Raw genomic sequence first — 14,412 nt, forward strand, 5'->3', positions numbered from 1 at the left:
GCGGCCGTCGTGCAGGTTCAAAATTGCGCGATTGGCAGGATGCAAACGCTGTCGTTTCGTCACCCAAAAAATGGAAGCGAGCCAATCGCCCGTAGGCGCGTTTCGTATTGTCGAGGTGATCAGTAAACGACTCCGCGGAGCAACAGTTGGTGTCGAAATCGGCGTCCAGGACGATTTTTCGTTGACGGCCATTCCGCTTCGTTGGAACATGCCGTGTGGCAATTTTCTTTGCCCCGTTCCCTCCCGCTATCTCTTCAGAAAGTCTCCCGTGGTTGTCCCATTCCTCCGCAATTCGTCGATCAAGAAAAAGCTCATGCTCAGCATGGCTGCTTGCCTGTTGCTGTTCCTTGCCATTTCCGCAACGCTCAGTATTACCCTGACCGGAAAGGGCCTGCGCACCCGCGTGGTCGAGCAGGAGCTGCCGGCCGTTGTCGGCGAGATCCGCAACGACATCCTGCGCCAGATCGCGCTGCCGACCGCGGCCTCGCTCGGCGTGGCCAACAACACCTTCCTGCAGGGCTGGGAAGCGGGCGGCCTCGATGAGGCGGGCGTGACCGCGTGGACCGCGTACGCGGAGAAGGTCAAGTCGGTCAACAAGGCCGCCACGGTGTTCTGGGCGTCCGAGTCCACAGGCAAGTTTTTCACCGAGAAGGGCTTCGACCGCACCCTGACCAGGACCGCGCCCGCCGACCAGTGGCTGCCGGCCTTCCTCGCCAGCGGCAAGGCCTACGAGCTGAACCTGCAGCGCGACGTCACCACCAAGGTCATGATGATGTTCATTAACGCCCGCGTCGACGCCGGCGCCGGCAAGCTCGGTGCGGCCGGCCTTGGGCTGTCCGTCGATGCCATGGCCAATTCGGTCAGCGCCTACAAGGTCGGCAAATCCGGGTTCGTCTACCTGGTGCGCGCCGACGGCGCCGTGCTGGTGCACCGCGACGCCGCGCTGGCCGACGGCAAGCACCTGATGAAGGACCTGCCGGGCATCGGCGAGGCGGTCAGCGCCAAGCTGCTGGGCGGCGCCCGGTTCGCCCACACCTCCTACCAGTCGCAGGGCGGCACGCAAATCGTCGCGTCGACGTTCGTGCCGGAGCTGAACCTGTATGTGGTGGCCGAAGTGCCGGAAGCCGAAGTGCTGGGCGACGTCGTGCGCTCGGCCTCGATCACCGCCCTGATCGCCGGCCTGGTCGGCGGCGGCGTGAGCCTGTTCGTGATCTTCCTGGTCAGCCGCGCCATCGCCGCACCGGTGGCGCGCGCCGCCACCATGCTGGGCGAAATCGCCGACGGCGAGGGCGACCTGACGCGCCGCATGCCGGTCGAGAGCCGCGACGAAGTCGGCGCGCTGGCCGATGCGTTCAACCGCTTCGTGTCGTCGCTGAACGGCACCATCAGCGATGTGCGCGGCAGCACCCAGACCATCGCGCTGGCTTCGCGTGAAATCGCCGAGGGCAATTTCGACCTGTCGAGCCGCACCGAAGCGCAGGCGTCGAGCCTGGAAGAGACGGCCGCCGCAATGGAAGAACTGACGTCGACCGTCAAGCAGAACGCCGAGAACGCGCGCCAGGCCAACCAGCTGGTGATGTCGGCCAGCGGCCATGCGGTCAAGGGCGGCGCGGTGGTCGGCGAAGTCGTCACCACGATGGGCTCGATCACCGACAGCTCGCGCAAGATCGCCGACATCATCGGCGTCATCGACGGCATCGCCTTCCAGACCAACATCCTCGCGCTGAACGCCGCGGTCGAAGCGGCGCGCGCCGGCGAGCAGGGCCGCGGCTTCGCGGTCGTCGCCACCGAAGTGCGCAACCTGGCTCAGCGCTCGGCCGGCGCCGCGAAAGAGATCAAGACGCTGATCGTCGATTCGGTCGAGAAGGTCGAAGCGGGCAGCCGCCTGGTCGACACGGCCGGCGCGACGATGACCGAGATCGTCAACTCGGTGCAGCGCGTGGCCGACCTGATGGGCGAGATCGCCGCGGCCAGCAACGAGCAGAGCCAGGGCATCGGCCAGGTCAACCAGTCGATCGCCGAGATGGACAACGCCACGCAGCAAAACGCCGCGCTGGTGGAAGAAGCGGCGGCGGCGGCATCGTCGCTGCAGGAGCAATCGGCGCGCCTGGCCGAAGTGGTCAGCGTGTTCAAGCTGGAAGAAACCGCCAAGGCGCCGGTAGCCGCCCGTGCGGCTGCGAGCGTGACGCCGATCGCCAAAGCGGCGGCAAAGCCGAAGGCGATCGCGGCGCCGCGCACGGCTGCCGCGAAGCTGGCGAAGGCCGAAGCCGACCAGTGGGAGGAGTTCTAATCGACTTCGGTTCCCGCCGCCGCCAAAACCGGGGTCAGGTCCGTCGGACCTGACCCCAGCCCTTGGTCGGCGGAACGTGAATCATCCAGCTTCGCCTCTGTACTGAATAAAAAAACCGCGGCCCAGGTTGGCCCGCGGTTTTTTTTGTCCCGACCCGTCTGGGACTGGGGGCGCGCTATCCGGTGTTGCGCAAGCCCGCCGCAACGCCGTTGATCGACAGGTGAATCCCGCGATGCACGCGGTTGTCGACATCGAGCGGTCCCGCCGCCAGCGCGCGGTGGCGCTGGATCAGCTCGACCTGCAGGTGGTTCAGCGGATCCAGATACGCAAACCGGTTCTGGATTGAACGCGCCAGCAGCGGGTTGCCCGCCAGCCGTTCATGCGCGCCGGTGATGGTCTCGAGGCAGCGCAGGCAGTTGCCATGTTCGGCGGCGATGCGCGTGAAGATGCGCTCGCGCAGTGCCGCGTCCGGCACCAGCTCGGCGTAACGCGACGCGATTGCCAGGTCGGTCTTGGCCAGCACCATGTCCATGTTCGACAGCAGCGTGGCGAAGAACGGCCACTCGCGGTACATCGCCTGCAGCGTGGCGACGCGTTCTTCCTGCGGCCCTTCGGCGATCCACTCGCCGATCGCCGACCCGAAGCCGTACCAGCCAGGCAGCAGCAGCCGGCACTGGCCCCACGAGAAGCCCCACGGAATTGCGCGCAGGTCTTCGATCCGGCGCGACGCCTTGCGCGAAGCCGGCCGCGAGCCGAGATTGAGTTCGGCGATTTCGGCGATCGGCGTCGCGGCGAAGAAGTAGTCGGTGAAGCCGGGCGTGTCGTACACCAGGTTGCGGTAGGCCTTGTAGGCGCGCCCGGACAGGTCGGCCATCACGGTTTCGAAGGTCGACAGGTCGCCGCTGCCGGCCGCCGGCATCAGGCTCGCTTCGAGCGTCGCCGCCACCAGCAGCTCCAGGTTGCGCCGCCCGATCTCGGCGTTCGAAAACTTCGACGCGATGATCTCGCCCTGTTCGGTCAGTCGGATCTGGCCGTTGACCGTGCCGCGCGGCTGCGCCAGGATCGCTTCGTAGCTTGGTCCGCCGCCGCGGCCGACCGTGCCGCCGCGGCCATGGAACAGGCGGATCCTGACCTTGGCGTCGGCGAACACCTTGACCAGGTCGATTTCGGCCTTGTACAGCTCCCAGTTGGACGTAAGGAAGCCGCCGTCCTTGTTCGAATCGGAGTAGCCGAGCATGACTTCCTGCAGCTGCCCCTGGCGCTCGATCAGCTGCTTCACCAGCGGCAGCGCCATCCACTCGCGCATGATGCCGGCCGCGCGCTGCAGGTCGGGAATCGTCTCGAACAGCGGAATGACCATCGCGTCGAGTTCCAGCGCGGACGGCCGCAGCAGCCCGGTTTCCTTCTGCAGCAGCAGCACTTCGAGCAGGTCGGAGACCGTCTCGGTGTGCGAGATGATGTAGTTGCGGATCGCGCGCACGCCGTAGCGCTGGCGGATGTCCTTCGCCGCGCGCAGAATCGCCAGCTCGGTGTTGGTCTCGTCGGAGTAGGGCGTGTACGGGGAGAACAGCAGGCGGGGTTGATTCAGTTCGGCCAGCAGCAATTCCACCTTCTTCTCTTCGCTGATCGAACCATATGATGGTTCGACTCCCGCGCGCTCGAAAAGTTCGGCCAGAACGCGCTCGTGAACGTCGGAAGTCTGACGCATGTCAAGCGAAGCGAGATGGAAGCCGAAGATCTCGGCGGCGCGCTGCAAATGCGCCAGCCGCGGGTGCGCCAGCGTGGCGCCGTGGTGGTGCTGCAGCGAGTCGGCGATGGTCTTCAGGTCGGCCGAGAATTCGGCGGCGTCGCGATAGGCGTCGGCGTGGCCGACTTCCTTGCGCAGGATGTTGTTGGCGCCCAGCGCGCGCGCGGTCGAAGCGAGCCGCGCGTAGATGCCGATCAGGGCGCGCCGGTACGGCTCGTCGCTGCGGTGCGGCGACTGGTCGGGCGAGCCGTCGGCCAGCGCCTGCAGCGCCGAATCGACGCTCACCATCAGGGTCGAAATCGACAGCTCGGCGCCCAGCGCGTGTACTTCGTCGAGGTAGAAGTCGAGGATCGTGGTGGCGTGCTTGACCAGCGCCTGCTGCATCGTCTCGGCGTTGACATTGGGGTTGCCGTCGCGGTCGCCGCCGATCCAGCTGCCCATCTGGACGTAGGAGGTGCCGGCCAGCGCGGCCGGCCTGGTGCCGAAGTGCGCGCCCAGTTCGTCCTCGATGTCGTCGTACAGCGCGGGCAGCTCGCGCAGGAAGGTGATGCGGTAGTAGGACAGGGCGTTGTCGATTTCGTCGGCCACCGTCAGTTTCGAGTAGCGCAGCATGCGGGTCTGCCACAGCGTGGCGATGCGCGACTGCAGCAGCGCCAGGTTGGCCTTCTGCTCCTTCGGCGTCAGCGGCATGTCGCGTTCGGCCAGCAGGCGCGCGATGTCGTGCTCGGCGTCGAGGATGGACTTGCGCTGCACTTCGGTTGGGTGCGCGGTCAGCACCGGCACGATCAGGGCGTCGCGGAAGAAACCCTGCACGGTGCCAGCCGCAACGCCTGCGGCCTTGAGCTTGTCGAGCGCGAAGCCGACGCTGCCTTGTTGCGGCCTGGAGCCGGCCAGCAGGTGGGCGCGGCGGCGGCGGATGTGATGCTGGTCCTCGGCGATGTTGGCCAGGTGCGAGAAGTAGGAGAACGCGCGCACCACCGAAATGGTCTGCTCGCGCGTCAGCTTCTTGAGCAGCGAGGTCAGTTCGACGCCCGCTTCGGCGTCGTCGGTGCGGCGAAAGCGCACCGCGGTCTGGCGGATCGTTTCGACCACGTCGAACACGGCTTCGCCTTCCTGGTCGCGCAGCACGTCGCCGAGCAGGCGGCCGAGCAGGCGGATGTCTTCCTTGAGAGGGGCGTCCTTGTCGGCGCCTTGCGGGGTATCTGTAGCAGCTGAATTGAGCATATCGACCATAAAAGTAAAAGTGAATGCAAAGGCTTATGGCCAGGTTCTGCGTAGGGGCGGCATGATAAAATTTGTGATCTTAACCATGGCCCGATTACTGGCATCGCCGGGGTGGGGCATACGACAGCGAAAGAATCCGTTTTGAACGCAACTGAATTGCAGCAGAAGCAGCAGCCGGCGACCCTGATCATCGCGTCGCGCGAGAGCCGGCTGGCCATGTGGCAGGCCGAGCACGTGCGCGCCCAATTGTCTTTATTATATCCGCAGTGCAGCATTCAGATTCTCGGCATGACGACGCGCGGCGACCAGATCCTCGACCGCACCCTGTCCAAGGTAGGCGGCAAGGGCTTGTTCGTCAAGGAACTGGAAGTGGCGATGGCCGAGGGCCGCGCCGACCTGGCGGTCCATTCGCTCAAGGACGTGCCGATGGACCTGCCCGCGGGCTTCGAGCTGGCCGCCGTGATGGAGCGCGAAGATCCGCGCGACGCCTTTGTCTCGAACGACTACGCCAGCCTGGATGAACTGCCGGCCGGCGCCGTGGTCGGCACCAGCAGCCTGCGGCGCCAGTCGCTGATCGCGGCGCGCTATCCTCACCTGGTCATCAAGCCCCTGCGCGGCAACCTCGACACCCGCCTGGGAAAGCTCGATCGCGGCGACTACGCGGCGATCATCCTGGCCGCCGCGGGCCTCAAGCGTCTCGGCCTGCCGGAGCGCATCCGCGCGCTGATGTCGGCCGAGCACAGCCTGCCGGCCGCCGGGCAGGGCGCGATGGCGATCGAGATCGTCTCCGGCCGCACCGACATCGACCTGCGCGCCGTGCTGGCGCCGTTGAACCACAGCGCCACCTCGCAGGCCGTGACGGCCGAACGCACCGTGTCGAAGGTGTTCGGCGGCAGCTGCCAGATTCCGCTGGCAGCCTTCGCCACCGTCGACGGCGGCCAGATGCGGCTGCGCGCGATGGTCGCCACGCCCGACGGCAAGCGCGTCGCCAGCGCCGAAGCGAGCGGCCCGGCCGATGCGCCCGAAGCGCTGGGCAAGCAAGTGTCGGAGCTGCTGCAGGCGCAGGACGCGCACGCGATCCTGGCCGAGTGCAAGGCGCAGGCGGACGCCGCCGATGCCTGATCCGGTGGTGATCACGCGCCCGCGCGCGCAGGGCGAGGAGCTGGCTGCCCGCGTCGCGGCGCTGGGCTTCGAGGCCGAGCTGCTGCCGCTGCTGGAGATCCATCCGCTGGCCGACCAGTCGGCGCTCAAGCGCGCGCTGGACGGCGTGGCCGATTACGCGATGGTGGCCTTCGTGTCGCCCAACGCGATCGACGCCGCGTTCGCGCACATCGCGCGCTGGCCGGACGGCGTGGCGCTGGCGGTGCTGGGCGAGACCAGCCGCGCGTGCCTGGCCAGCCACGGCGTCGACGACGCCAACGCCATCATCTACAGTCCCCAGGGCGCGGCGAGCGACTCCGAACACCTGCTGCGCGCGATCGACCCGGCCGCGCTGGCGGGCAGGAAGGTGCTGATCGTGCGCGGGGAGACCGGGCGCGAACTGATAGGCGAGGGCTTGCGCGCGGCCGGCGCCGAAGTCACGACGGTGGCGGCCTACCGGCGCCGCGTGCCGGACCTGACGCCGGAACTGGAAGCGACCTTGAACCGCCTGCTGGCGCGCCGCAACGACTGGATCATCACCAGTTCCGAGGCGCTGCGCGGGCTGCTGGCGCTGGTGGCGCAAATGGGCGGCGAGGCCGCTGTGGAAAAAATGCAACAACAGCAACTGATCGTGCCGCACGCCCGAATCGCTGAAACGGCGGCCTCGCTTGGCCTCACCCGAATCACCCTCGCGGGATCAGGCGACGCCGCCCTGCTTGCCGCGTTACAATCACGAGCATGAACGAATTGCCTACATTACCAGAACAAAATCCGGCCCCCGCTCCCGTGCCGGCGCCCGCCGCAAAGCCCGCGGAAGAGAGCTTCACCGAACTGCTTCAGCGTCCGCTGTCGAAAGTGGCGATCGTGTTGCTGCTGCTGATCGCCGCGCTGGCGTGGTCGACCCACACACGCTTCGGCCACCTGCGCCAGGAAATGGCGCGCAGCCTGCAGAAGGGCGAAGCGACCAATAACGAGACGATCGCGCTGGCGCGCCAGGTGTCGGAGCAGAACAAGGAACTGCAGTCCAAGGTCGCCGCGCTGGAAGGGCGCCAGAACGAGGCGCAGAGCCAGCAGGTGGCGCTCGAAGCGCTGTACCAGGACCTGTCGAAGAACCGCGACGAGTGGGCGCTGGCCGAAATCGAGCAGGTGCTGTCGACCGCCAGCCAGCAGCTGCAACTGGCCGGCAACGTGCAGGGCGCGCTGATCGCGCTGGCCAACGCCGACCGTTCGCTGTCGCGCAGCGACAAGCCGCAGTTCATCACCATCCGCCGCGCGATCGCCAAGGACACCGACAAGCTGAAGGCGCTGCCGGGAGTGGACGTGGCCGGCCTGGCCCTGCGCATCGATACCGTGATCGGCGAAATCGACACGCTGCCGATGCTCTCCGAATTCAAGACGCTGGCGCCGTCCGAACTGGCGCGCGCGTCGTCGGCCAAGGCAGGCAAGGCCGGCGCGCCGGCGCAGCCGCCCGCGTTCTCGTCGCGCCTGCAGCAGGCGTGGAGCGGCTGGACCAGCGAGATGTGGGGCGAGATGCGCCAGCTGCTGCGCATTCGCACCGTCGGCACGCCCGACGCGCTGATGCTGTCGCCGGAGCAGGCCTACTTCATGCGCGAGAACCTGAAGCTGCGCCTGCTGAACGCGCGCCTGGCCCTGCTGTCGCGCAATGAAGAAGCCTTCCGCAACGACCTGGTCACCGCGCAGGCCGCGCTGGCCAAGTATTTCGACACGCGCGCGCGCTCGACCCAGTCGGTGCAGGCGACGCTGCGCCAGGTACAGAGCAATAACCTGGTGATCGAGATGCCTACGCTGAACGACAGTCTCAACGCAGTGCGTACCTACAAAGCGAAGCCTTAAACCATGCGCCTTCTTCTCTGGTTAGTTGCGCTCATGGCGGTCGCGGTGGGCATCGCGGTCACGGCGCGTTTCAATCCCGGTAACGTCTCGCTGGCCTATGGCGCGAACGCGATCGACATGTCGCTCAATCTGTTCTTCGTGCTCGAGGTGCTGCTGTTCATGCTGGTGTATGCGCTGGTGCGCGCGTTCAACGCCACCACCAGCATGCCGGCGCGGGTGGCCGCCTACCGCGCGCGCAAGCGCGAACGGGACGGCAACAAGGGCCTGCGCGACGCGCTCAAGGCGCTGTTCGAAGGCCGCTTCGGCCATGCCGAGAAGGCCGCCGCGCGCGCCGCCGAACTGCCTGAAAACGCCGGCCTGGCCGCGCTGATCGGCGCCCGCGCGGCGCACCGCATGCGCGAGCCGGCGCGCCGCGACAACTGGCTGTCCACCACGGCGAACGATGCCAGCCTGAAGACGGCGCGCCTGATGACGGTGACCGAGCTGCTGGTCGACGACCACCAGCCGGAAGCGGCGCTCGAGGCGGTGGCCGAACTCAATGCCAGCGGCACGCGCCACATCCACGCGCTGCAGTGGTCGATGAAGGCGCACCAGCAGGCCAAGAACTGGCCCGAGGTGCTGCGCCTGGTGCGTTCGCTCGACAAGCACAAGGCGCTGCACCCGGCGCTGTCGGCGCGGCTGCGCGAGCTGGCCTACGACGCGCTGCTGTCGGATAACTCGCACGACGCCGAATCGATCCAGCGCGTGTGGGCGACGGTGCCGGCGGCCGACCGCATCAAGCCTTACATCGCCGCGCACGCGGCCACCGCGCTGAGCGCGCGCGGGCTGCACGACGAGGCGCGCGCCACGGTGGAGGAAGCGTTGCGCGCGGAGTGGGACGACCGCGTCGTGCGTGCCTACCGCGAAGCGGCGGCGCCGGCCGGCACACCGGCGCTGCTGGCGCAGATCGAAAACTGCGAGCAGTGGATCAAGCAGCGTCCGAACGACGCCGAACTGGCGCTGACCCTCGGCTCGCTGTGCCTGAAGCAGAAACTGTGGGGCAAGGCCCAGCGCTACCTGGAGCAGGCCCTGTCGGACGCGTCGGAGCCGCGCATGGTGCGCGAGTCGCACCTGAAGCTGGCGCAGATGCATGAAGCGCTGGGCCAGCACGACGAAGCGGCCGCCCATTTCCGCCAGTGCGCGCTCGCCAGCATCCTCTAGCCTGAGTGTGCGGCGCGCTCTGCTGCGCCGCACAAGTGGCCGCCATCTTCCGCTATAATCACGCATCAACACCAATCCGCAACGAGGAATCCCCATGAGTTTGAACAAAGTCTCCGCCGGCCGCGACGTGCCGAACGATTTCAACGTCATCATTGAAATCCCGATGAACGCCGATCCGATCAAGTACGAAGTGGACAAAGAGTCCGGCGCGATTTTCGTCGACCGTTTCATGGGCACCGCGATGCACTATCCGTGCAACTACGGCTACGTGCCGAACACGATCGCCGACGACGGCGACCCGTGCGACGTGCTGGTGATCACGCCGTTCCCGCTGATTCCTGGCGTGGTGGTGCGCTGCCGCGCGATCGGCGTGCTGAAGATGACCGACGAAGCCGGCGGCGACGCCAAGGTGCTGGCGGTCCCGGTCGACAAGATCCTGCCGATCTACAGCCACTGGCAGAAGCCGGAAGACATGCAGGACTTGCGGCTGCAGCAGATCCAGCACTTCTTCGAGCACTACAAGGACCTGGAGCCGGGCAAGTGGGTCAAGGTCGAAGGCTGGGGCGGTCCGGACGATGCGAAGGCCGAGATCGTGGCTGGCGTGGCGGCGTTCAACGCGCAGGCCAAGTAAAAAGTCGCGCACTTTTTGGGATGTCGTTCCCGCGAATGCAGGAACCCATGCTGAATAAGAGTAAGCCGTAACAAGGGGCCGGATGCCGACGCATCCGGCCCCTTTGTCGTTTACCAGCCGATGTCCTTCAGCAGCGAGAAAGTCAGGTCTGCCGGCGCCGTCACCGCGTGCGACAGGTCGCCGTTGATCGCCGGTTCCATCAGCTGGTTATGCCGCGCGTCTGTCGTAAAGTGCGACACCGTCGATCCGGGCGAGTACTCGGCCGGCGTGTACATCCGGATGCGGCTCGCACCATCGGCGCCGGCCAGTTGCGCCGGATTGACGCCCAGGCTGGCGACCACTCCCGACGTTGTGGGCGTCCTGCCCGCGAGCGCCGCCTTCAGCCTGACGCCCGACGCCTGCGACACGCGCACGGAGGGAATCAGGATACCGGGATCCGTGCCGCCCAGCCCCGACACCTCGGCCGGCTCATTGTCCGCCACGACCATGCCGATCGCCCCCGCAGCCTGCACGACCTTCGCCTTGTCGACGAATCCGCAGCTGCCGCGGTCGACCAGCGCGATGTTGCCGCGCACCGCCAGTTGATTGGCTTCGTTGAGCGGAGTGCACGCAAGGCCGGTCGCGGCTCCCTGGTCGACCACCGGCATCAGCTGCCCGACGACTGGCGTGCCTCCCAGCGGCGGCCCGAACGACGCGTCGCCGACCTGGTAGATACCGGCGGCTGGTCCGGCCGAGGCGCCGCTCACCATCAGCATCGATATCGCCGACAGCGTTGTCGGCACGGCTGCGGTGACGCCGGCGCCATTCCACGACAAGCCATTCCCGCTGACCGCGGACGCTGCACGCTCGGCGTTGTTCATCGCGGCCCAGGTCTTGTTGCTGCGGTTGTCGAGCAAATAGTGATCCCACACCGAGGGGAGGGCATGCATCGGCTCGCCCGTCTGGGCGTCGGTAAAGGTCTGAAAGCCCAGGCCGTGCCCCAGCTCGTGCAGCAGCACGGTGACCAGGTCGATCTGGCTGCCGGCCCTGGCGTCGAGGCCCAGGTAAAAGCCGGATCCCGGCATGCAGTCGGCGAACAGGCCGAGCCGCGAATTGAAGCGGGCAACGATGTGCGGCTCGGTGGGCGCGGACTGGTCGACGCCGGCCAGCTTCGAAGCCAGGGAAGCCGGATACCAGGTGCCGGGCCTGAGCGCGCCGGGGAAGTCCGAGTAGACGTCGTTGGCGCCGGCCGATCCGAGCACGGCGCTGTCTGCGGTGCACGACAGCGCTTCGAACGACGCCGCCACCCGGATCGCCACGCCGCTGGTCAGCGTCGCGCCCCAGATGTCGGCCGCGTGCTGGAACGCGATCAGGCGCTGCTGCCCGAGTGTCGTGCCGGCGTTGCCGCCGACCGGCGCCGCCGGTGTCGGATCGTTGAATCCTTCGCCGGCGGCATTCGTGTTGGTGATCGTGATGGTCGCCGCGGCCTGGGCGCCGGCGGCGAAGCCGCAAGCCAGCGCCAGGGCCAGTGCGATGCGCTTAGCGGTCGTCATGGCGATGCTCCTTGCTCGCGAGCGCGGCGTCGGCGGCGTCCGCGCCCTCTACGCACCGCATGCCGACCTTGCCGGAACCGTCGCGGGTGACGACCGCGTACACCATCGATTGCTCGCCCAGGTGCTTGTGCAGGGTGCCGTCCTTGCGGATCACAACGGGCGCTGGTTCGGGCTGGCGCATCATCAGCTTACGGCGTGATTCCTGCGCCCTAAGCACCTTCACTTCAGCCGGGGTGGCGTTGCGCAGTTTGCCGGTCTCGCGGTCGCGCGCAATCACCATTCCTTCCTGCGCGCTTGCGACGACACCTTCCGGGTTCTGCTGCGGTACGGGTTCCGCCGCGTGCGCGAGCGGCGCGGCGAGGGCGGCAAGCAGCGCGGCCGCCAGCGAAGTTTTCGACGTGTTCATGGCATGGTCTTTCGTTCGAGTTGGCGCGTGTCGGCGCTTTCTCGTTCCATCATATGGATCGAACGACAAGGAACATTGATATCGGTTTAATGAAATTCAGAGACTGATGAGTTCGGTCCGGGGGCTGTCCCGCGGACCTGTGCCTCTATAGCGGTTCCGCGACCGTGCCCGCGGGCGAATCGCGCACCGAGAATCCCGCTGCCTCGATAGACAAACGGTAGCCGTCCGCGTCTGCCCAACGTTTCTCCGTTCGCGCCTGCTCGCGCGCAAGGATCATGGTTTGCACCTGCTCGGGAACCGAGTGCAGCACCGGTGTCCAGTCATCCACACCGAGGCCGAGCGCCTGGTCGAGCCAGCTCACCGTCGCCCTTTGCACATCGCCGGGCAGCGCGGACTTCAATACCTCCCACATCAGCGCGAGGGCTTTGGCGGTGTTCAGATCCTGATTGAGCTGCGCCAGCATGGCCCGCTGGTATCCCGGATCGGGTTGCCCTCCATCGGGTAGCCGGTAATGCGCCTGGCGCAAGCGGCCAAGCGCGGTCTGCGCGGCGTCGAGCGCGTCCCATGAAAACGCGAGCGGCGAGCGATAGTGCGCGGACAGCACGAGATAGCGGTAGGCCATGGGATCGAAGCCCCGTTCCATCAGCGTCGCGAGCCGCAGGAAGCCGCCGTCGGATTTGGACATCTTGTCGCCGCCTTCCAGCTTCAGGAACGCCCCGTGCAGCCAGTAACGCGCCGGCGGATGGTCATGGCATGCCTCGTGCTGCGCGATCTCGTTGGAGTGATGAACCGGGATGTGGTCCTCGCCGCCGATGTGAATGTCGAACAGCGCGCCCAGGTAGCGGGTCGACATGGCGGAGCACTCGATATGCCAGCCCGGGAAGCCGCGACCCCACGGACTGTCCCATTCCATCTGGCGCTGCTCGGCGCCGCTGAATTTCCACAGCGCGAAGTCGGTGGGCGAGCGCTTGTCGCCGACGTCGACGCGATGCCCAGCCTGCTGGCCGGCGATGTTCAGCCGCGCCAGGTGGCCGTAGCGATCGAGACGCTGCGTGTCGAAGTAGATGCCGTCCGCGGTGCGATACGCAAACCCCTTGCGCTCGATTTCGGCGATGAACGCGATCTGCTCGGGAATGTGGTCGGTCGCCCGCGCCCAAATGCTCGGCGCCAGGATGTGCAGGTGCGCGAGATCCTGCTTGAAGGCCTTGGTATAGAACTCGGCGATCTCCCATGCAGACTGATTGGTGCGCCGGCTTCCCTTTTCCATCTTGTCCTCGCCGGTGTCGCCATCCGAGGTGAGGTGGCCGACGTCGGTGATGTTGATCACATGCGTGACGGCGTAGCCGTTCAACGCGAGAATGCGTCGCAAGGTGTCGCCGAACAGGTAGGTGCGCAGGTTGCCGATATGGGCGTAATCGTAGACCGTCGGTCCGCAGGCGTAGAGTCCCGCGCGGCCGGCTTCGAGCGGCTCGAAAGGACGCAGCCTTCGTTCGTAGGTATCGTAAAGCTTCAAATCCATGCGGGCTCCAAAAAGCAAAAAGGCCACAGGAGAAGATTCTCACTGTGGCCGATAGAAAACTGAGGATGTAGGGAGCGCGATCAGCAGGCTTCTATGGCCTGCTGCGACATGCTGAAAAGTGGAAGGGTGTCTTGTGCATTTTTTGATTGTAGCATGGCGGACTTCAGCCTAATACAGCGTATCGAGTTGTCGTGCCGGAGCAGCACGGTCATAGGTCTCGCGATCGATGTGCCCCTCGCTCAGGGCGGCCAGGATAGTGCCGGCTGATGGCACGGTGTCGGGGCGCTTGCCCGCAGGCGTCAAGTCCCACAACTTCGAACGCAGGATCGCACGGCCGCATTGGAAGAACACCGTGTCGACGGCGATGGAGATGACGCACTTCGGCTCGCGGCCATCGACAGCGAACCGCTTCAGCATTTCGGGCGCGATGACGATGCTTGCCTTGCCATTGACGCGCAGCGTTTCGCCGACGCCAGGAATCAGGAATAGCAATGCGACCCTCGGATCCGAAATAATGTTGTGGAGGCTGTCCGCACGGTTGTTGCCCCTGCGCTCAGGCAGCAGGAGTGTTCTTCCGTCTTCGACCACGACGAAACCCGGAAAGTCCCCGCGGGGAGAGGCATCGAGGCCATCGGGTCCGCTCGTGGCGAGAACAGCGAAGGGCGACGCTTCGATCATTGCGCGGTAGTGCGGGTGAATGAAGGACACCTGCTTCAAATAGGATGCCGGCGCCACCTGGTCGAACAACGCCGCAAGTTGCTCGACGCTCGTGACGCGATGATGTTCGGGATGCGAAGCCGCGGAGGCAGCAGGCAGCGATATCGGTTCCTTGTTCATCCCGGTCGATACGGGGCGTTCCAGCCTGTATT

Annotated in this window: 11 protein-coding genes; 6 read left to right on the plus strand and 5 right to left on the minus strand. The window is 66.4% G+C overall.

The features are described from left to right. Positions 1 to 313 precede the first annotated feature (313 nt). On the plus strand, positions 314 to 2,290 hold the full coding sequence (locus tag AC1D02_RS16305; protein ID WP_477318698.1) for a methyl-accepting chemotaxis protein: 1,977 nt from the start codon (positions 314 to 316) through the stop codon (positions 2,288 to 2,290). A 175-nt stretch (positions 2,291 to 2,465) separates the two neighbouring features. Here AC1D02_RS16305 and ppc read toward each other — a convergent pair whose 3' ends face one another. After that, a complete protein-coding gene (ppc, locus tag AC1D02_RS16310) occupies positions 2,466 to 5,261 on the minus strand; it encodes a phosphoenolpyruvate carboxylase (RefSeq protein WP_477318700.1) in 2,796 nt (931 codons plus the stop codon). A gap of 141 nt (positions 5,262 to 5,402) precedes the next feature. On the opposite strand from ppc, the gene hemC reads away from it, so the two are divergent. The 5 genes from hemC to ppa all read left to right on the plus strand — a co-directional run bounded on the left by hemC (position 5,403) and on the right by ppa (position 10,086). Then, positions 5,403 to 6,383: a hydroxymethylbilane synthase gene (hemC, locus tag AC1D02_RS16315; RefSeq protein ID WP_477318702.1), complete on the plus strand. Its 981-nt coding sequence runs from the start codon at positions 5,403 to 5,405 to the stop codon at positions 6,381 to 6,383. Next, positions 6,376 to 7,143: a uroporphyrinogen-III synthase gene (locus AC1D02_RS16320; protein ID WP_477318704.1), complete on the plus strand. Its 768-nt coding sequence runs from the start codon at positions 6,376 to 6,378 to the stop codon at positions 7,141 to 7,143. The genes hemC and AC1D02_RS16320 overlap by 8 nt, the downstream gene beginning before the upstream one ends. Further along, on the plus strand, positions 7,140 to 8,255 hold the full coding sequence (locus AC1D02_RS16325; protein WP_477318706.1) for a uroporphyrinogen-III C-methyltransferase: 1,116 nt from the start codon (positions 7,140 to 7,142) through the stop codon (positions 8,253 to 8,255). Before AC1D02_RS16320 ends, AC1D02_RS16325 begins: the two co-directional genes overlap by 4 nt. Before the next feature lie 3 nt (positions 8,256 to 8,258). Further along, on the plus strand, positions 8,259 to 9,455 hold the full coding sequence (locus tag AC1D02_RS16330; RefSeq protein ID WP_477318708.1) for a heme biosynthesis HemY N-terminal domain-containing protein: 1,197 nt from the start codon (positions 8,259 to 8,261) through the stop codon (positions 9,453 to 9,455). A 94-nt stretch (positions 9,456 to 9,549) separates the two neighbouring features. After that, a complete protein-coding gene (gene ppa, locus AC1D02_RS16335; protein WP_477318710.1) occupies positions 9,550 to 10,086 on the plus strand; it encodes an inorganic diphosphatase in 537 nt (178 codons plus the stop codon). 110 nt (positions 10,087 to 10,196) lie between these two features. Here the strand turns inward: ppa and AC1D02_RS16340 are convergent, their stop codons facing one another. The 4 genes from AC1D02_RS16340 to AC1D02_RS16355 form a co-directional block, all read right to left on the minus strand. After that, on the minus strand, positions 10,197 to 11,618 hold the full coding sequence (locus AC1D02_RS16340) for a PA domain-containing protein (protein WP_477318712.1): 1,422 nt from the start codon (positions 11,616 to 11,618) through the stop codon (positions 10,197 to 10,199). Then, the gene (locus AC1D02_RS16345) at positions 11,605 to 12,024 is read right to left on the minus strand and encodes a post-PEP-CTERM-1 domain-containing protein (RefSeq protein ID WP_477318714.1); all 420 of its coding nucleotides are present in this window, start codon (positions 12,022 to 12,024) and stop codon (positions 11,605 to 11,607) included. Before AC1D02_RS16345 ends, AC1D02_RS16340 begins: the two co-directional genes overlap by 14 nt. 145 nt (positions 12,025 to 12,169) lie before the next feature. Further along, on the minus strand, positions 12,170 to 13,543 hold the full coding sequence (gene cysS / locus AC1D02_RS16350; RefSeq protein ID WP_477318716.1) for a cysteine--tRNA ligase: 1,374 nt from the start codon (positions 13,541 to 13,543) through the stop codon (positions 12,170 to 12,172). A 168-nt stretch (positions 13,544 to 13,711) separates the two neighbouring features. Continuing rightward, positions 13,712 to 14,380, minus strand: a complete 669-nt coding sequence (locus AC1D02_RS16355) for a pyridoxamine 5'-phosphate oxidase family protein (protein WP_477318946.1) — start codon at positions 14,378 to 14,380, stop codon at positions 13,712 to 13,714. Between the last annotated feature and the right edge of the window lie 32 nt (positions 14,381 to 14,412).

This window comes from Massilia sp. P1_C10, from assembly GCF_056406475.1.

Coding starts and splice junctions, on each gene's coding strand:
- AC1D02_RS16305 (WP_477318698.1), top strand. CDS start 314: ATGCTCAGCATGGCTGCTTGCCTGTTGCTGTTCCTTGCCATTTCCGCA.
- ppc (WP_477318700.1), bottom strand. CDS start 5,261: ATGCTCAATTCAGCTGCTACAGATACCCCGCAAGGCGCCGACAAGGAC.
- AC1D02_RS16320 (WP_477318704.1), top strand. CDS start 6,376: ATGCCTGATCCGGTGGTGATCACGCGCCCGCGCGCGCAGGGCGAGGAG.
- AC1D02_RS16325 (WP_477318706.1), top strand. CDS start 7,140: ATGAACGAATTGCCTACATTACCAGAACAAAATCCGGCCCCCGCTCCC.
- AC1D02_RS16330 (WP_477318708.1), top strand. CDS start 8,259: ATGCGCCTTCTTCTCTGGTTAGTTGCGCTCATGGCGGTCGCGGTGGGC.
- ppa (WP_477318710.1), top strand. CDS start 9,550: ATGAGTTTGAACAAAGTCTCCGCCGGCCGCGACGTGCCGAACGATTTC.
- AC1D02_RS16340 (WP_477318712.1), bottom strand. CDS start 11,618: ATGACGACCGCTAAGCGCATCGCACTGGCCCTGGCGCTGGCTTGCGGC.
- AC1D02_RS16345 (WP_477318714.1), bottom strand. CDS start 12,024: ATGAACACGTCGAAAACTTCGCTGGCGGCCGCGCTGCTTGCCGCCCTC.
- cysS (WP_477318716.1), bottom strand. CDS start 13,543: ATGGATTTGAAGCTTTACGATACCTACGAACGAAGGCTGCGTCCTTTC.
- AC1D02_RS16355 (WP_477318946.1), bottom strand. CDS start 14,380: ATGAACAAGGAACCGATATCGCTGCCTGCTGCCTCCGCGGCTTCGCAT.